The 16326-nt window shown below is 73.0% G+C and carries 16 protein-coding genes; 14 read left to right on the forward strand and 2 right to left on the reverse strand.

All coding sequences use genetic code 11. The features are described from left to right. Positions 1 to 43: 43 nt before the first annotated feature. From VQH23_RS20775 to VQH23_RS20805, 7 genes are all read left to right on the forward strand, one after another. Positions 44 to 2740 carry a valine--tRNA ligase gene (locus VQH23_RS20775; protein ID WP_338662572.1) on the forward strand — a complete coding sequence of 899 codons (2697 nt, stop codon included), beginning with the start codon at positions 44 to 46 and terminating at the stop codon, positions 2738 to 2740. Continuing rightward, positions 2740 to 2925 carry a hypothetical protein gene (locus tag VQH23_RS20780; protein ID WP_338662573.1) on the forward strand — a complete coding sequence of 62 codons (186 nt, stop codon included), beginning with the start codon at positions 2740 to 2742 and terminating at the stop codon, positions 2923 to 2925. Before VQH23_RS20775 ends, VQH23_RS20780 begins: the two co-directional genes overlap by 1 nt. Before the next feature lie 7 nt (positions 2926 to 2932). After that, positions 2933 to 3484, forward strand: a complete 552-nt coding sequence (locus VQH23_RS20785) for a transcriptional regulator (RefSeq protein ID WP_338662574.1) — start codon at positions 2933 to 2935, stop codon at positions 3482 to 3484. A 96-nt stretch (positions 3485 to 3580) separates the two neighbouring features. Next, entirely contained in the window at positions 3581 to 5305 is a 1725-nt protein-coding gene (gene ilvD, locus VQH23_RS20790) for a dihydroxy-acid dehydratase (RefSeq protein ID WP_338662575.1), read from the forward strand. A gap of 69 nt (positions 5306 to 5374) precedes the next feature. Continuing rightward, positions 5375 to 6385, forward strand: coding sequence for a 4-hydroxythreonine-4-phosphate dehydrogenase PdxA (gene pdxA / locus VQH23_RS20795; protein WP_338662576.1), 1011 nt, complete (start codon positions 5375 to 5377; stop codon positions 6383 to 6385). Further along, positions 6382 to 7113, forward strand: a complete 732-nt coding sequence (locus VQH23_RS20800) for a pyridoxine 5'-phosphate synthase (protein WP_338662577.1) — start codon at positions 6382 to 6384, stop codon at positions 7111 to 7113. The genes pdxA and VQH23_RS20800 overlap by 4 nt, the downstream gene beginning before the upstream one ends. Further along, positions 7110 to 7820 (forward strand): 2OG-Fe dioxygenase family protein, encoded by a 711-nt coding sequence (locus VQH23_RS20805; RefSeq protein ID WP_338662578.1) that lies wholly within the window; start codon positions 7110 to 7112, stop codon positions 7818 to 7820. The genes VQH23_RS20800 and VQH23_RS20805 overlap by 4 nt, the downstream gene beginning before the upstream one ends. Positions 7821 to 7827: 7 nt before the next feature. On the opposite strand, the gene VQH23_RS20810 is transcribed toward VQH23_RS20805, so the two are convergent. Both VQH23_RS20810 and VQH23_RS20815 read right to left on the reverse strand, forming a co-directional pair. After that, a complete protein-coding gene (locus VQH23_RS20810; protein ID WP_338662579.1) occupies positions 7828 to 8598 on the reverse strand; it encodes an exodeoxyribonuclease III in 771 nt (256 codons plus the stop codon). A 7-nt stretch (positions 8599 to 8605) separates the two neighbouring features. Next, positions 8606 to 8947 carry an iron-sulfur cluster assembly accessory protein gene (locus tag VQH23_RS20815; protein ID WP_338662580.1) on the reverse strand — a complete coding sequence of 114 codons (342 nt, stop codon included), beginning with the start codon at positions 8945 to 8947 and terminating at the stop codon, positions 8606 to 8608. 116 nt (positions 8948 to 9063) lie between these two features. On the opposite strand from VQH23_RS20815, the gene VQH23_RS20820 reads away from it, so the two are divergent. The 7 genes from VQH23_RS20820 to scpB are packed head-to-tail and all read left to right on the forward strand — an operon-like array spanning position 9064 to position 16306. After that, a complete protein-coding gene (locus tag VQH23_RS20820) occupies positions 9064 to 10299 on the forward strand; it encodes a deoxyguanosinetriphosphate triphosphohydrolase (RefSeq protein ID WP_338662581.1) in 1236 nt (411 codons plus the stop codon). Between the two features lie 8 nt (positions 10300 to 10307). Beyond that, positions 10308 to 12077 carry an arginine--tRNA ligase gene (argS, locus tag VQH23_RS20825; protein WP_338662582.1) on the forward strand — a complete coding sequence of 590 codons (1770 nt, stop codon included), beginning with the start codon at positions 10308 to 10310 and terminating at the stop codon, positions 12075 to 12077. Beyond that, positions 12074 to 13009 carry an SPOR domain-containing protein gene (locus VQH23_RS20830; protein WP_338662583.1) on the forward strand — a complete coding sequence of 312 codons (936 nt, stop codon included), beginning with the start codon at positions 12074 to 12076 and terminating at the stop codon, positions 13007 to 13009. The genes argS and VQH23_RS20830 overlap by 4 nt, the downstream gene beginning before the upstream one ends. Beyond that, on the forward strand, positions 13006 to 14031 hold the full coding sequence (locus VQH23_RS20835; protein WP_338662584.1) for a glycoside hydrolase family 3 N-terminal domain-containing protein: 1026 nt from the start codon (positions 13006 to 13008) through the stop codon (positions 14029 to 14031). Before VQH23_RS20830 ends, VQH23_RS20835 begins: the two co-directional genes overlap by 4 nt. A gap of 31 nt (positions 14032 to 14062) precedes the next feature. Next, positions 14063 to 14752 (forward strand): site-2 protease family protein, encoded by a 690-nt coding sequence (locus VQH23_RS20840; protein ID WP_338662585.1) that lies wholly within the window; start codon positions 14063 to 14065, stop codon positions 14750 to 14752. After that, on the forward strand, positions 14749 to 15507 hold the full coding sequence (locus tag VQH23_RS20845; protein ID WP_338662586.1) for a ScpA family protein: 759 nt from the start codon (positions 14749 to 14751) through the stop codon (positions 15505 to 15507). The genes VQH23_RS20840 and VQH23_RS20845 overlap by 4 nt, the downstream gene beginning before the upstream one ends. Beyond that, positions 15497 to 16306 carry an SMC-Scp complex subunit ScpB gene (gene scpB, locus VQH23_RS20850; RefSeq protein WP_338662587.1) on the forward strand — a complete coding sequence of 270 codons (810 nt, stop codon included), beginning with the start codon at positions 15497 to 15499 and terminating at the stop codon, positions 16304 to 16306. Before VQH23_RS20845 ends, scpB begins: the two co-directional genes overlap by 11 nt. Positions 16307 to 16326: the final 20 nt, after the last annotated feature.

Raw genomic sequence — 16326 nt, forward strand, 5'->3', positions numbered from 1 at the left:
CGGGCCTTGACGCGGGGGCGGGCGCTGCGCCACGCCTCCGCCCATGCTCGACAAGACGCTCTCGCCCGCCGGCTTCGAGCCGCGCCTCTACGAGGGATGGGAGGGGTCCGGCGCCTTCGCGGCCAATCCGGCCTCGAACGCCGCGCCCTTCACCATCATGATCCCCCCGCCGAACGTGACGGGCAGCCTGCACGTCGGCCACGCCCTGGACGTGACGATCCAGGACACGCTGATCCGCTTCCGCCGCATGCAGGGCCGGGACGCGCTGTGGCAGCCCGGCACGGACCACGCGGGCATCGCGACGCAAATGGTGGTGGAGCGCCTCCTGGCCGCGGAGGGGGTGGACCGGCGCGAGATGGGGCGGGAAGCCTTCCTGGACCGGGTCTGGCAGTGGAAGGGCGAGAGCGGCGGCACCATCACCCGCCAGCTCCGCCGCATGGGCGCCAGCCTGGACTGGTCGCGCGAGCGCTTCACCATGGATGAGGGCCTGTCCGAGGCCGTGCGGGAGGTCTTCGTGACCCTGCACCGCCAGGGGCTGATGTACCGCGACCGGCGCCTGGTGAACTGGGATGTGAAGTTCCAGACCGCCATCTCCGACCTCGAGGTGGAGAGCAAGGAGGTGAAGGGCAGCCTCTGGCACCTGCGCTACCCGGTCGAGGGCCAGCCCGGCCGCTTCCTCGTTGTGGCCACGACGCGGCCGGAGACGATGCTGGGCGATACGGCGGTGGCCGTGAACCCGGAGGATGAGCGCTTCCGCGACCTCGTCGGTAAGTCCGTGATCCTGCCGATCGTCGGGCGGCGCATCCCCGTGGTGGCCGATTCCTACTCCGACCCGGAGAAGGGCTCGGGCGCCGTGAAGATCACGCCCGCGCACGACTTCAACGATTTCGAGGTGGGCCGGCGCCACGACCTGCCCTCCCCGAGCGTGCTGGACGCCGAGGGGCGGGTCCTCCTCGCCGAGATCGAGGGCGAGGCGAGGGCGGAGCCCGGCATCGCCGACCCGGCCTTCCTGTCCTCGCTGGCGGGGATGGAGCGCTTCGAGGCGCGCAAGGCGATCCTGGCGGAGCTGGAGCGGCTGGAGCTGATCGAGAAGATCGAGCCGCACGCCCACGCCGTGCCCCACGGCGACCGCTCCGGCGTGCCGATCGAGCCGCGCCTGACCTGGCAGTGGTACGTGGACGCCGCGACCCTGGCGAAGCCCGCCATCCAGGCGGTGGAGACGGGCAAGACCGTCTTCGTGCCGCGCCAGTGGGAGAACACCTTCTTCGCCTGGATGCGGGACATCCAGCCCTGGTGCGTCTCCCGCCAGCTCTGGTGGGGCCACCAGATCCCGGCCTGGTACGGGCCGGACGGGCACATCTTCGTCGAGCGGACCGAGGCGGAGGCCAAGGCCGCCGCCCGCGCCCATTACGGCGAGGAGCGGGAGCTGACCCGCGACCCGGACGTGCTGGACACCTGGTTCTCCTCCGGCCTCTGGCCCTTCTCCACCCTCGGCTGGCCGCGGCAGACGCCCGAGCTGGCCCGCTACTACCCCGGCGACGTGCTGGTGACGGGGTTCGACATCATCTTCTTCTGGGTCGCCCGGATGATGATGCTGGGCATCCACTTCATGGGCGACGTTCCGTTCAGGACCGTGAACATCCACGGACTCGTGCGGGACGAGCGCGGGCAGAAGATGTCCAAGTCCAAGGGCAACGTCATGGACCCGCTGGAGCTGGCGGATGCCTACGGCGCCGACGCCCTGCGCTTCACCCTGGCCTCCTTCGCGGGCCCGGGGCGCGACGTGCGGCTGGGCCGGCAGAAGGTCGAGAGCAACCGCGCCTTCGTCACGAAGCTGTGGAACGCCGCCCGCTTCTGCGAGATGAACGGGATCGCGCCGGACCGCGTCTTCGACCCGATGAAGGCCACCACGCCGCTGGCCCGGTGGATCATCGACGCGGGGAACGCGGCCATCGCGGAGGCGACGGCGGCGCTGGAGAGCTACCGGCTGGATGACTACGCCGCCGCCCTCTACCGCTTCACCTGGGGAAGCTTCTGCGACTGGTTCCTGGAACTCGCCAAGCCCGCCCTGACCGGGCCGGACGGGCCGGAGAAGGACGAGGCCAAGGGCGCGGCGCAGCACGTGCTGGGCCTGATCCTGCGGCTGGCCCACCCCGTGATGCCCTACGTCACGGAGGAGCTCTGGGACCGCTTCGGCTACGGGCCGGAGGGCAGCCTCATCCGCACCTCCTGGCCCGAGCCGGTCGCCGTGGTGGGCGCCGACACGGCCCGGGCCGAGCTGGAATGGCTGGTGGGCTTCATCTCGGAGGTCCGCACCGTGCGGGCAGAGGTGAACGTGCCGCCCTCCGTCACCGTGCCGCTGCTGCTGCAGGGCGCCTCCGCCGAGACGATGGACCGCGCCGCACGCTGGATCGAGCCGATCCGCCGCATGGCCCGCGCCACCGAGGTGGTGTCGCACGAGGGCGCGGCCCCGGCGGGCGTGGCCCAGGCCGTGGTGGGAGAGGCGACGGTGATGCTGCCGCTGGAGGGCGTGGTGGACCTCGCCGCGGAGCGCGCGCGCCTCTCGAAGGAGCACGCCAAGGTGGAGGCAGAGGCGCGCAAGATCGCGCAGAAGCTGGCGAACCCGGACTTCACCAGCCGCGCCAGGGAGGAGGTGGTGGAGGAGACGCGGGAGCGCCTCGCCGGCGCCGAGGCCGAGGCGGCGCGCCTGGCCGCGGCCCTGTCGCGAATCGCGGCCTGATGCGCTTCTTCGACTTCTTCGCTCTCACCGTGCTGGTGGCCGTGCCCATCCTGTGGTGCCGGTCCCGCCTGCCGCAGCTGAACCGGGAGCCGCCGATCACGGACCGGCAGGCGGTGACGATCGGCTGCGTCGTCGCCCTGCTGCTCTCGGGCTTCTACGTCTACCGCTACGTGCTGTACCGCTGAGGCGTCGGTGATCGTCTTCCTCGATTTCGAGGCGAGCGGCCTGGGGAAACGCGGATTCCCGATCGAGGTCGGCTGGGTCTTCGAGAGCGGGGAGGAGGAGGCGCATCTCATCCGTCCCGCCCCGGAGTGGGAGGAGTGGGATCCCTCCGCGGAGCGGATCCACGGCCTGTCCCGCGAGACCCTGGCGCGGGAGGGCGAGCCACACGACGCGGTGGCCCGACGCATGGTGGAGCGGCTGGACGGCCACGCCCTTTTCGCCTCGGCCCCCTCCTGGGACGGCCAGTGGCTCAGCCGGCTGCTGCGCGCCGCCGGGCTGCCGAGGCACGCGCTGCGGCTGCGGGACACCGAGGAAGCCCGGCGGGACAGCGCGATCCAGGCCCTGGCCGAAGGTGGGCGCGGGGCCGATGACAGGCTCCTCGAGACGGTTCTGGCCGAGGCGGCGGAGGAGGCCCGGGCGGCCGATCCCGCCCACCGGGCCCTCGCCGATGCGCGGCGCGAGATGGCGTTGTGGCGCGGCATGGGCGACCGTGTCCGGGCCGCGCTGGCGCGGCCGGGATAGGGTCCGGCGCCGTGCCTCGGCGGAGCTGGATTGCGCGCGGCGCGGTTGCGACGAACAGAATGTTGCGGGATACAGCCCGTCGAAGAGGAAAATGCCATGCCGGACAACACCTGGGACAAGTCCCGCCTTCCCAGCCGCCATGTGACGGTCGGTCCCGAGCGCGCGCCGCACCGCTCCTACTACTACGCCATGGGCATGACGGAGAAGGAGATTGCCCAGCCGCTGGTCGGCGTCGCCACCTGCTGGAATGAGGCCGCGCCCTGCAACATCGCCCTCAGCCGGCAGGCGCAGAGCGTGAAGGCCGGCGTGAGGGAGGCCCACGGCTCCCCGCGCGAGTTCACCACCATCACGGTGACTGACGGCATCGCCATGGGCCACCAGGGCATGAAATCGTCCCTCGCCAGCCGCGACGCCATCGCGGACACGGTGGAGCTGACGATGCGCGGCCACTGCTACGATGCGCTGGTCGGCATGGCCGGATGCGATAAGTCCTTGCCCGGCATGATGATGGCGATGCTGCGCCTGAACGTGCCGAGCGTGTTCATGTACGGCGGCTCCATCCTGCCCGGGACCTACAAGGGCCGCGACGTGACGGTGGTGGACGTGTTCGAGGCGGTGGGCATGCACGCCGCCGGCCGCATGTCCGACGAGGAGCTGCACGAGCTGGAATGCGTGGCCTGCCCCAGCGCCGGCGCCTGCGGCGGCCAGTTCACGGCGAACACCATGGCCACCGTGTCCGAGGCGATCGGCCTCGCGCTCCCCGGGTCCGCCGGCGCCCCGGCGCCCTATGAGGACCGGGACAAGTGGGCCGTGGAATCCGGCAAGGCCGTGATGGAGCTGCTGCGGAAGAACATCCGCCCGCGCGACATCGTCACGATGGACAGCCTCTACAACGCGGCCCTGATCGTGGGCGCCACGGGTGGCTCCACCAATGCCGGGCTGCACCTGCCGGCCATGGCGCATGAGGCGGGGATCAGGTTCACCCTGCACGACGTGGCGGAGATCATGCGGAAGGCGCCGTATATCGGCGACCTGAAGCCGGGCGGCCGCTACGTGGCCTTCGACGTCTACAAGGTCGGCGGCATCCCCGTGATCGTGAAGGCGCTGCTCGATGCCGGGCTTCTGCGCGGCGACTGCATGACCGTGACCGGCAAGACCCTGGGCGAGAACCACCGCGAGGTGATCTTCCCGAAGGATCAGGACGTGATCCGCCCGGTGTCCAACCCATTGTCGGAGACGGGCGGCGTCGTCGGGCTGAAGGGCAACCTCGCCCCGGACGGCGGCATCGTGAAGATCGCCGGTATGAAGGAGCTGCGCTTCGAGGGCACCGCGCTCTGCTTCGACTGCGAGGAGGACGCCTTCGCCGCCGTGGAGGCCCGCGCCTACAAGAAGGGCGACGTGATCATCATCCGCTACGAGGGGCCGAAGGGCGGCCCGGGCATGCGGGAGATGCTCTCCACCACCGCCGCCCTCTACGGCCAGGGCGCGGGGGCGGACGTGGCCCTGATCACCGATGGCCGCTTCTCCGGCGCCACGCGCGGCTTCTGCATCGGCCATGTCGGGCCGGAGGCGGCCGTGGGAGGCCCGATCGCGCTGCTCCGCGACGGCGACCGCATCGTGATCGACGCCGGCAAGGGCACGATCGACGTGGACCTCTCCGAGGAGGAGCTGGCCCGTCGCAGGGCCGAGTGGAAGCCCCGGTCCACGGACTACAACTCCGGCGCGCTGTGGAAGTACGCCCAGCTCGTCGGCCCGGCCCATCTCGGCGCCGTGACGCACCCGGGCGGCGAGGCGGAGACCCACGTCTACGCCGACATTTGATCGGCACGGGGCAGCCATGATCTGGTGGCGCGGTGCGGCAACCGGCCGCGCCGTGCCAGTCTCGTGGGAATGAACAAGTCGCCTCTCGCCCTGACCATGGGAGACCCCGCCGGGATCGGCGGGGAGCTGACCCTGGCCGCCTGGGCGCGGCTGCGCCCCTCCGGCCCCGCCTTCCTGGCGCTGGATGACCCCGCGCGCCTTGTGGCCCTGGCCGCGCGGCTGGGCTGGGACGTGCCGGTCGCCCCGGTCTCCGGCCCGGAGGAGGCGGCGGCGGTCTTCGCCGACCGCCTTCCCGTGATGACGATCCGCCTGCCCATGCCCAGCGTGCCCGGCACGCCGGACCCGGCCAACGCTCCGGCGGTGCTCGGCTCCATCGAGCGGGCCGTTGCCATGGCGCAGGCGGGGAGGGTGGGGGGAGTCGTGACCAACCCCATCAGCAAGGCGACCCTCTACCGCACCGGTTTCGCCTTTCCCGGCCATACCGAGTTCCTGGGGGCCCTGACCGGCACGGCCGAGCCGCCGGTGATGCTGCTCGCCTCCCCCATGCTTCGGGTGGTGCCCGTGACCATCCACGTCTCCCTCCGCCGCGCCCTGGACACGCTGAGCACGGCGGAGATCATCCGCACCGGCCTCGCCCTGCACCGCGGGCTGCGGGAGGGCTTCGGCATCGAGAGCCCGCGCATCGCCGTCGCCGGGCTGAACCCCCATGCCGGCGAGGAGGGCGCGATGGGCGACGAGGAACCACGCCTCGTCGTCCCGGCGATCGATGCCCTGCGCGCCCAGGGCGTGGACGCCTTTGGCCCCCTGCCGCCGGACACCATGTTCACGGCGCGCGCGCGCACGGGCTACGACGCCGCCCTCTGCCTCTATCACGACCAAGCGCTGATCCCGATCAAGACGCTGGACATGGATGGCGGCGTGAACGTCACCCTCGGCCTGCCGATCATCCGCACCTCCCCGGATCACGGCACCGCCTTCGGCATCGCGGGCCAGGGCATCGCCGATCCGGGCAGCCTGATCGCCGCCCTCCGCCTCGCGGCCGACATGGCCGCGCGCCGCTCTCCAGAGGCAGCCGCATGAGCCCCATCCGCCTTGGCATCAACGTCGATCACGTCGCCACGCTCCGCAACGCCCGCGGCGGGGTGCATCCCGACCCCGTCGCCGCCGCCCGCCTGGCCCTGGCGAACGGCGCCGACAGCATCACCATCCACCTGCGCGAGGACCGGCGGCACATCCGGGATGCGGATTGCGTGGCCATGAAGGCCGGCATCACGGCCCCGATCAACCTGGAGATGGCCGCGACGGAGGAGATGCAGGCCATCGCGCTCGCCCTGCGCCCCCATGCCTGCTGCCTCGTGCCGGAGAAGCGGGCAGAACTGACCACCGAGGGCGGGCTGGACGTGGCGGGGCAGGAGGCCGCGCTGGCGCCCGTGGTCTCCGCGCTCGTGGCAGCGGGGATCCGCGTCTCGCTCTTCCTCGATCCCGAACCCCGGCAGATCGAGACCGCCGCCCGCCTTGGCACCAAGGCCGTCGAGCTGCACACCGGCACCTTCTGCGAGGCCACGCCGGGGCCCCGGCGGGACTCCGAACTCACCCGGCTTCGCACCGCCGCCGCGCAGGTGGCCGCGCTGGGGATGGAGTGCCACGCGGGCCACGGGCTGGATTACGCGACGGCGCCGCTGCTGGCCGTCATCCCGGAGGTGGTGGAGCTGAACATCGGCCACTTCCTGATGGGGCAGGCCCTCTTCGACGGACTCGGCCCGGCGGTGGCCCGCATGCGGCAGGTGATGGAGGCGGCACGGCCATGAGCGCCCCCGCCCCCGCCGTCGCCGGGATCGGCTACGTCTCCCTGTCTGCCGGGGAGGCCCGCCGCCTCTTCGATCCTGCCGGCTCCCTGATGCCGGCCGGCAGCTGGTCCGCTTTCGCCGCCAGTTGGGACGATCTGCGCCCCGACGCCTACATGGCCGATGGCGGCCGCTACCGCCTGCGCCGCCACGCCATCCTCCGCGCCGCGCCCGGCGAGCCTGCGGTCCGTGCCCCGCACGGCCCGCACTTCCAGGCCACGCGCCACAACGCCCTGAACGGCGGCATCGACCGCTGGTTCGAGCCGGTGGCCGACGAGGTCTGGTCCGGCCCGGTCCTCCGCACCCTGGTGGAGGGCGCGCGGGGCGTCTTCGACCGCCTCTCGCCCGAGACGGCTTGGCACGTCGAGATCCACCAGTTCCGCATCGAGGCACGGACGGAGGAGGCGGGCAAGCCCACGCCGGAGGGGATGCACTCGGACGGCGTGGACTTCGTGATGGTGATGATGGTCGGGCGCGAGAACGTGGCGGGCGGCGTCACCGGCATCGAGATCGACGGGCGCGAGGCGGCGAGCTTCACCCTTTCCGAACCGATGGACGCCGTGCTGCTGGACGACAACCGGGTGAAGCACGGGGTGACCCCGATCCACCCGATCGACCCGGCGCGCCCCGGCCACCGGGACGTGCTGGTCGTGACCTTCCGGCGCTCCTAGTCCGCCCCTACTCGGCGAGATCGAACAGCACCGGCGCGTGGTCGGAGGGGGTCTCCTCCGACCGCGCCGCAAGGTCCACGAAGGCCCCGGTCAGCCGTTCCGCCAGCTCGGCGGAGAGCAGGGCATGGTCGATCCGCAGACCCCTGTTCGCCTCGAAAGCCGGGCCGTAATCCCAGTAGGTCCAGGGCGCGTCCGTGGGGTGCAGGGCCCGCAGCGCGTCTGTCATGCCGAGATGGGTGATGGCCCGGAAGGCCGCGCGGGTCTCCGGCCGGACCAGCGCGTCGGTCGGTGGCATGGAGCCCGGGAAGAAGTCGGCGTCGGTCGGGCAGACGTTGAAGTCACCCAGCACGGCATAGGGGGTGAAGGAACCCAGCCTCTCCGCCACCCGTTCCCGCAGCCGGGCCATCCAGGCCAGCTTGTACGCGTAACCGGCATCCCCGCCGGAATTGCCGTTGGGCAGGTAGATGCCGGCGATGTTGGCCCCGGCCGCGCGCACCTCGACGAAACGGGCATGGGTATCGTCATCCCCGTCCGGCAGCGCCTCGTCCACCACCTCGAAGGGGATGCGGGCCACCACCGCCACGCCGTTCCGCCCGCCTGGCTGCCCCACGGCGTGGACGCGGTAGCCCAGGTCGGCCACCTCCATGCCCGGAAACTCCTCCGTCCGGCACTTCAGCTCTTGCAGGAAGATCAGGTCCGGCGCGTGCCGCTCGATCAGGCGGCGCAGATGCGGCATCCGCTTCCGCGCCGAGTTCACGTTGAAGGTGCAGAGGCGCAAAGGGCGGTCAGACCGAGAAGGAGACGCCGCAGCCGCAGCCGGAGGCCGCGACGGGGTTCCGCACCCGGAAATGCGCGCCGATCAGCTCGTCCGCCCAGTCCAGCTCCGCCCCGCGCAAGAGGTCCAGCGAGACGGGGTCGATGAAGACCCGCCCGTCCACCACCAGATCCTCCGCCTCCGGCGCGTCGGCGAGGTCGAACTTGTACTGGAAGCCGGAACACCCCCCGGCCTCCACCGCCAGGCGCAGCCCGGCCCCCGGGCGCCCCTGGGCGGCCGCGATCTCGGCCACCTGCGCCAGAGCGGAGGGGCTGACGGAGAAAGGCACGGGCTGGGGGCTGCCGTCGGGCATGGAAACCTCGGGGAAAGCTGGCGATTCACCCCCAAGATAGGCGCTTCCCCCGCCCGTTCCAACGCGCGCCAGCCTTGCCGCCCGCGCGGGGCGGGTGCTACGGCCCGCCGCACGCCATGGACGCCCCCCAGACCCCTGCCGCCGCGCGCGGCCCGCACGAGCAGGCCCGCCCGGATCCGGCGCGGCCGGGCTTCGCGCGCACGGATCTGGCGCCCTGGGCGGTCCAGCCCGGCGCCTCGCGCGGGCGCCTCCACCCCGAGGACGGGGGAGGGGGCCGGTCCCCCTACCAGCGGGACCGGGACCGGATCATCCATTCCACGGCCTTCCGGCGGCTGCAGTACAAGACCCAGGTCTTCATCTACCATGAGGGCGATGCCTTCCGGACGCGGCTGACCCACTCGATCGAGGTGGCGCAGATTGCCCGCTCCCTGGCGCGGCAGCTGCACCTGGACGAGGACCTGGCGGAAGCCCTGGCCCTGGCCCACGACCTCGGCCACCCCCCCTTCGGCCATGCGGGTGAGGAGGCGCTGAACGGCGTGATGCGCGCCTTCGGCGGCTACGACCACAACGCCCAGTCCCTGAAGGCCGTGACCCTGCTGGAGCACCGCTACGCCGGCTTCGACGGGCTGAACCTGACCTGGGAGACGCTGGAGGGGCTGGCGAAGCACAACGGCCCCCTGCGCCGCCCGCCGCCCTACATCGCCGAGTACTCCGCCCGGCATGACCTGGAGCTGCACTGCCACGCGAGCGCCGAGGCCCAGGCGGCGGCGATCGCGGACGACATCGCCTACAACAACCACGACCTGGACGACGGACTGCGCGCCGGCATCTTCACGCTCGAGGAAGCCTGCCGCCTGCCGCTGGTGGCGGAGGCGCGCGACCTGGCCATGGCTTCCGTCCCCGCAGACACCCCGCCGGACCGGCTTGGCAGCGAGATCATCCGGCGCGTGATCAACCTGATGATCGTGGACGTGACGGAGGAGGCGCGCCGCCGGATCGCGGCCCTGAACCCGAAGGACGTCTCCGACATCCGCCGTGCGGAACGGCCGATGGTCTTCTTCTCCGAGCGGATGCGCGCCCTGAACCAGGAGACGCGCGACTTCCTGTTCGACCGCATGTACCGGCACTGGCGCGTGAACCGCACCACGCTGAAGTCCAAGCGCGTGCTGCAGGTCATGTTCTCCCTGCTGCACGGCCAGCCCGACATGCTGCCCCCCTCCTGGGCGCGCCGCGCGGGCGATGCGGGCTCTCCCGAGGCCGCCCGCACGGTCTGCGACTGGTTGGCGGGCATGACCGACAAGTTCGCGCTCGAAGAGCACCGTCGCCTGACGGACCCCCACACTCCCGGCTGACCAGACCCATGACAGACGACATCTTCCGCACGATCCGCGAGGCGGTCGTGGCCGAGCTCCGCGCCCTGATCCCCGGGCTGGACGAGGCCGTGCTCGCCCGCGTGCTGGTGGAGCCGCCGCGCGATCCCACCCACGGGGACATGGCCACCAACGCGGCCCTGCTGGTGGCCAAGCCCGCCCGCATGGCGCCTCAAAAGGTGGCGCAGGACCTCGCCGCCCGGCTGGTGGCGCGGGAGGACATTGCGGAGGCCGCGCCCGCCGGCCCGGGCTTCGTGAACCTGCGCCTGACCGAATCGGCGATCCGTGCCCAGGTTCCGGCCGTGCTGCGCGCGGGCGAGGCCTTTGGGAACGGCGCGACGGGCGGGCGGCGGCGCGCGAACGTGGAGTACGTCTCGGCCAACCCGACCGGCCCCATGCATGTCGGCCACTGCCGCGGCGCCGTGGTGGGGGACGCGCTGGCGAACCTGCTGGAGAAGGCGGGCTGGGACGTCACGAAGGAGTACTACATCAACGATGCCGGAGCGCAGGTACAGGCGCTCGCCTGGGCGGCTTACTGGCGCTACCTCCAGGCCCTCGGCACGCCGATGACGGAGGAGGAGTTCTCCGCCGCCATCCCCGGCGGGCTGCAGTACCGGGGCGAGTACCTCGTCCCCGTCGGCCACGCGCTGCAGCAGGCGCACGGGGACGCGCTGGCGCCCGGCGGCGTGCCGGCCGATTCCTCCCTCTGGCTGGATACGGTGCGCGGGTTCACCGTGGCCGCGATGATGGACGAGATCCGCGAGGACCTCGCCGCGCTCGGCGTGACGCACGACGTCTTCATCAGCGAGGCGTCCCTCGTGAGGAGCGGCGAGGCGGACAAGGCTATCGCCGCGCTCACCGCCCGCGGCCTCGTCTACGAGGGCGTGCTGGAGCCGCCCAAGGGCAAGCTGCCGGACGATTGGGAGGCGCGCGAGCAGACGCTGTTCCGCTCCACCGAGTTCGGCGACGACGTGGACCGCCCGCTCCGCAAGAGCGACGGCAGCAACACCTACTTCGCGAACGACATCGGCAACCACGCCGACAAGATCGCGCGCGGCTTCGACGAGCTGGTGCAGGTCTGGGGCGCGGATCATGGCGGCTACGTGCCGCGCATGAAGGCCGCGGTCGCCGCCCTTTCCGGCGACAGGCCCGTCTCCTTCGACGTGGTGCTGACGCAGATCGTGAAGGTGGTGAAGGGCGGCCAGCCCGTGCGCATGTCCAAGCGCGCCGGCACCTATGTGACGCTGCGCGACCTGATCGAGGAGGTGGGCCGCGACGCCGTGCGCTTCACCATGCTGACCCGCAAGGCCGACGCCCAGATGGAGTTCGACCTGGACGCGGTGGTGCAGCAGAGCCGGGACAACCCGGTCTTCTACGTGCAGTACGCCCATGCCCGCTGCCGCTCCGTCCTGCGCCAGGCCGGGGACCCCACGGCGGCCGACCTGGCGGGGGCACCGCTGGAGGCGCTGGACGACCCGACGGAGCTGGCGCTGATCCGCCGGCTGAGCGCCTGGCCCCGCACGGTGGAGGGCGCGGCCCTGGCGCGGGAACCGCACCGGATCGCGTTCTTTCTCCATGACTTGGCGGCCGACTTTCATCTACTCTGGAACAAGGGGCGCGAGGACACGACCTTGCGCTTCATCCGAGAGGATGAGCCCGAGGCCACCCGCGCGAGGCTCGCCCTCGTCGCGGCCACGGCCACGGTCATCCGCTCGGGCCTCGCGGTGATGGGGGTGACGCCCGTCGAGGAGATGCGGTGAGCGATCTGACTGTTCCGAGCTACCGGGTCCGTCATCAGCGGACCGGATTTCAGGTGCCCTGGCGCATGCTGGCCCTTTCGGGCGGCGTGCTCGCGGCGGCGGCGGTGGGGGGCGGTGCGGTCTGGGGGATCTCCCGCGCCGTGAACCGCGCCGTGCCGACCATCGAGGCCGACGCGCGGCCGATCCGCATCAGGCCGGACGACCCCGGCGGGCTGCGCGTGGCGAACCAGGACGAGCGGATCTTCGAGAGCCAGCGCCGGAACGGCGCGGCACCCGGTGCGCCGGCGAGGCTCTCCCCGGAGGCGGAGCGGCCGGACGTCAACGCGCTGCGCCAGGCGGCGATCCGCGCGCAGCAGGCGGAGCAGGCCGCCCAGGCGGCCGCGGCGCAGGCTGCCGCTGCCCAGGCAGCCCAGGCGCAGGCCCAGGCAGCGCAGGCCCAGGCGGCCCAGGCCGCGCGGCAGCCCACCGCAGCCCCCGCAGCCCAGCCGGAGACGGCGCCGTCCCGGCCGCCGCTCCTCAACCCCAGTATCGGCCAGCAGCTCGCCTCGCGCCCGGCTGCGCCGGCGCAGCAGCCGGCCCAGCAGCCTTCCCCTGGACCGCAGCCCGCGCCGCAGCAGGCGCAGGCCCCGGCCACCCCGCCGATCACCCCGCCGCCCATGCCGGCGGGCGCGCCGGCCCGCGCCGGCGGCCGCTTCGTCGTCCAGCTCGGCGCCGTCACCTCGGAGGAGGCGGCGCAGGGCGAGTGGGCCCGGCTGCAGGGCCGCATCCCCGAGCTCGCCGGCCGCCAGCCGCAGATCACCCGCGTGGACCGCGGCGACCTGCCGCCCATGTGGCGCATCCGCACCGGTGGGCTGCCCGACGACAAGGCCGCGCAGGCCCTCTGCACCTCGGCCAAGGCCAAGGGCGCGCCCTGCGCCGTGATCGGCGGATGAGGGCGCGCGCGGCCATTACCGGCCTCTCCGGCCTCTCGCTCACGCCGGAGGAGGCGGCGCTGCTGCGCGCCACTCCCCCGGCGGGGGTGATCCTGTTCCGCCGGAACGTGAACAACCCCTCCCAGCTCTCCAATCTCACCTCCGCCGTGCGCGACATCCTGGGCGGCGAGGCGCCGATCCTGGTGGACCAGGAAGGGGGCAGGGTGGCCCGGCTGCGCCCGCCCTACTGGCCCTCCTACCCGCCGCCCGCCACCTTCGAGGGCGGGCCGGAGGCGCGGGCCGCCGCGAATGCCGCGCTCCTCGGTGCCCACTGCGCCGCCATGGGGCTGGACGTGGTCTGCGCTCCCTGCCTGGACCTGCGGCTGCCCGGCGCGCACGGGGTGATCGGCGACCGCTCCTTCTCCGCCGACCCGGCCGAGGTCGCCCGGCTCGGCGAGGCCTGGATCGAGGGGCTGATGGCCGCCGGCTGCATCCCCGTGGTCAAGCACATCCCCGGCCACGGCCGCGCCACCGCCGACAGCCACGAGTCGCTGCCCCGGGTGGAGGCAGACGGGGCGGCGCTGGAGGCGGACATCGCCCCCTTCCGCGCCGTCTGCGCCCGCGATGCCGGGCGGCACCTCTGGGCGATGACGGCGCACGTCACCTACCCGGCGCTGGACCCGATGCTGCCCGCCACCCTCTCCTCCGCGGTAATCGGCCGCACCATCCGCGGCGAGATCGGATTCGACGGCCCGCTCGTCTCGGACGACCTGATGATGGGCGCGCTCGGCGGCTTCGGCCCGGACCTCGCCGCGGCCTCCATCAGCGCGGGCTGCGACCTCGTGCTCCACTGCAACGGCGTGCTGGACGATACGGCGGCCCTGCTGCGGGACTGCCCGCCCCTCTCCGAGCGGGCCGAGGAGCGGATGGCGGCGGCGCGGGCGGCGATGCTCGCCTCCCGCCCGCCGGCCCGCGCCGCGGCCCACTTGAACATGGGCGGGCAGCCGGCCCCCGCCGCCCCACACGCCCTGACCGACGCCTGACGGCGCGGCGCAGCCCCGGACGGACCCCGCAATGGATTGGCTCCCGGATTTCGCGGCGGCCGCGCTCGCCGCGATCCTCGCCATCACCCTGCACGAGGCCGCCCACGGCTACGCCGCCCGCGCCCTGGGCGACGACACGGCGGCGCAACTGGGCCGCCTTTCCCTCAATCCGCTGCGGCACGTGGACCCGGTGGGCACGCTGATCGTGCCCGGCCTGCTTCTCCTCTCCCAGCTTCTCGCCGTCGGGCGGGTCGAGGTGATGTTCGGCTGGGCCAAGCCCGTGCCCGTGGACATCCGCCGCCTGCGCAACCCGCGCTTCGGCATGGTGCTGGTGGCCGCCGCCGGGCCCGCGATGAACGTGGCCATCGCTTTCGTCGCCGCGATCCTGCTGCACCCCCTCCGAGGGGTGGGCACGGACAACGTGCTGGACTGGGTGGAGGGATTTCTCCTCCTCTCCCTCATCGGCAACCTCGTCCTGGCCGCCTTCAACCTGCTGCCGATCCCGCCGCTGGATGGCGGCCGTATCCTCGGCGGGCTGCTGCCGCCCGCGATCGGGGTGCCCTACCTGCGGCTGGAGCGGTTCGGGCTCTTCATCGTGCTCGGCCTCATCTTCCTCCTGCCGATGCTGGTGCCGGAGTTCGACCCGCTCCGCAGCCTCGTCTCGCGGGTGGTCTTCCCCGTCGCGCGCGGCATCCTCGACATCACCGGGCACGCGGGATGAGCGGCGCGGCCGAGCCGGCCCTCGTCGTCACGCTGGAGGGGTTTGAGGGGCCGCTGGACCTGCTGCTGGACCTCGCCCGGGCGCAGAAGGTGGACATCGCGAAGATCTCCATCCTCTCCCTCGTGGACCAGTACCTCGCCGTCATCGAGGGCGCGCGGCGGGTACGGCTGGAGATCGCGGCGGACTGGCTGGTGATGGCCGCCTGGCTCGCCTGGCTGAAGTCCCGCCTTCTCCTGCCGGACGATCCCGCCGGGGAGGAGGACGCGGAGGCTCTGGCCGAGGCCCTGGCCGACCGGCTGCGGGAGCTGGAGCGGATGCGCGAGGCCTCCGGCTGGCTTCTTCGCCGCCCCTTCCTCGGCCGCGACGTGATGGGCCGCGGCGCGCCGGAGAGCCTCGTGCTGGAGGACCGCTCCGCGCTCGCCGCCGACATGCCCGCGCTTCTCCGCGCTTACGGGGACATCCTGCGCCGCGCCGCCGCCCGCCGGCCCTACCGCCCGCGCCCGCGCCGGCTCTGGACGGTGCAGGACGCCCTGGCGCGCCTGCGCGGGCTGGTCGGCGCCACGCCCGGCTGGGCCGAGCTCTCCCGCTTCCTGCCGGAGGCCGAGATGGACCCGGTGGAGCGCCGCGCCGCCCTGGCGAGCACCCTCATCGCCGGGCTGGAGATGGCGAAGACCGGCCTGGCCGAGCTTCGCCAGGACGCCCCCTTCGCCCCGATCCTGCTGCGCCCCGGCGCCGAGACAACCGATGCCGCCTGACCCTGATCCTGACCTTGGGCCGACTGACAACGACCTAAGCGAGCCCGCACCAAGCGAGGGCCCGGAAGCGGCGGCCGGGTCGCCGGACCCTGCGCCGACCGCCTCGGATGGCGCCGAGGGAGAGGAGCCCCCGATCGCGGAGCAGGACGTCACGGCGGAGTCGTCCGCCCCGGTCCCGCCCGAGGCCGTCCGACTCGCCGAGGCCCTCGTCTTCGCCTCCGCCACCCCCGTCACCGCCGCCCGCCTCGCGCCGCTGCTGCCACCAGGCATCGGCGCCGCCGAGACCCTGGCCGCGCTGGCTGGCGCCTATGAGGGGAGGGGGGTGGTCCTGGTGAACGTGGCCGGCGGCTACGCCTTCCGCACCGCCGAGGACCTGGCCCCGGTCCTGACCCGGGTGGTGGAGGTGCCGCGCCGCCTGCCGCGCGTGGCCATGGAGGCCCTGGCCATCATCGCCTGGCACCAGCCCGTGACGCGCGGCGAGATCGAGGAGATCCGCGGCACCGCCCTGTCCCAGACCACGCTGGAGATCCTGCTGGAGAACGCGCTGATCGCGCCGCGCGGCAAGAAGGAGGCGCCGGGCCGCCCGACCCTGTGGGGCACCACGCCGAAGTTCCTGGAGCAGTTCGGCCTCGCCTCCCTGCGGGACCTGCCGAAGCGGGAGGAGCTGATGCCCGATCCCGGCCTGCCGCTCGCCATGCCCGCAGCGCCGCCCGACGCCGCCATCGAGGTCGCCCCCGCCACCGGGGACGAGGCACCGGCCGAGGAGGCCGAGGCCCCCGCCGGGACGCCCGCTCCGTAACGGAGCGCGTCGCGGCTTCC

It is taken from the genome of Pararoseomonas sp. SCSIO 73927 (assembly GCF_037040815.1).
Lineage (GTDB): Bacteria > Pseudomonadota > Alphaproteobacteria > Acetobacterales > Acetobacteraceae > Roseomonas.

Coding starts and splice junctions, on each gene's coding strand:
- VQH23_RS20775 (WP_338662572.1), top strand. CDS start 44: ATGCTCGACAAGACGCTCTCGCCCGCCGGCTTCGAGCCGCGCCTCTAC.
- VQH23_RS20780 (WP_338662573.1), top strand. CDS start 2,740: ATGCGCTTCTTCGACTTCTTCGCTCTCACCGTGCTGGTGGCCGTGCCC.
- ilvD (WP_338662575.1), top strand. CDS start 3,581: ATGCCGGACAACACCTGGGACAAGTCCCGCCTTCCCAGCCGCCATGTG.
- pdxA (WP_338662576.1), top strand. CDS start 5,375: ATGAACAAGTCGCCTCTCGCCCTGACCATGGGAGACCCCGCCGGGATC.
- VQH23_RS20800 (WP_338662577.1), top strand. CDS start 6,382: ATGAGCCCCATCCGCCTTGGCATCAACGTCGATCACGTCGCCACGCTC.
- VQH23_RS20805 (WP_338662578.1), top strand. CDS start 7,110: ATGAGCGCCCCCGCCCCCGCCGTCGCCGGGATCGGCTACGTCTCCCTG.
- VQH23_RS20815 (WP_338662580.1), bottom strand. CDS start 8,947: ATGCCCGACGGCAGCCCCCAGCCCGTGCCTTTCTCCGTCAGCCCCTCC.
- VQH23_RS20820 (WP_338662581.1), top strand. CDS start 9,064: ATGGACGCCCCCCAGACCCCTGCCGCCGCGCGCGGCCCGCACGAGCAG.
- argS (WP_338662582.1), top strand. CDS start 10,308: ATGACAGACGACATCTTCCGCACGATCCGCGAGGCGGTCGTGGCCGAG.
- VQH23_RS20835 (WP_338662584.1), top strand. CDS start 13,006: ATGAGGGCGCGCGCGGCCATTACCGGCCTCTCCGGCCTCTCGCTCACG.
- VQH23_RS20840 (WP_338662585.1), top strand. CDS start 14,063: ATGGATTGGCTCCCGGATTTCGCGGCGGCCGCGCTCGCCGCGATCCTC.
- VQH23_RS20845 (WP_338662586.1), top strand. CDS start 14,749: ATGAGCGGCGCGGCCGAGCCGGCCCTCGTCGTCACGCTGGAGGGGTTT.
- scpB (WP_338662587.1), top strand. CDS start 15,497: ATGCCGCCTGACCCTGATCCTGACCTTGGGCCGACTGACAACGACCTA.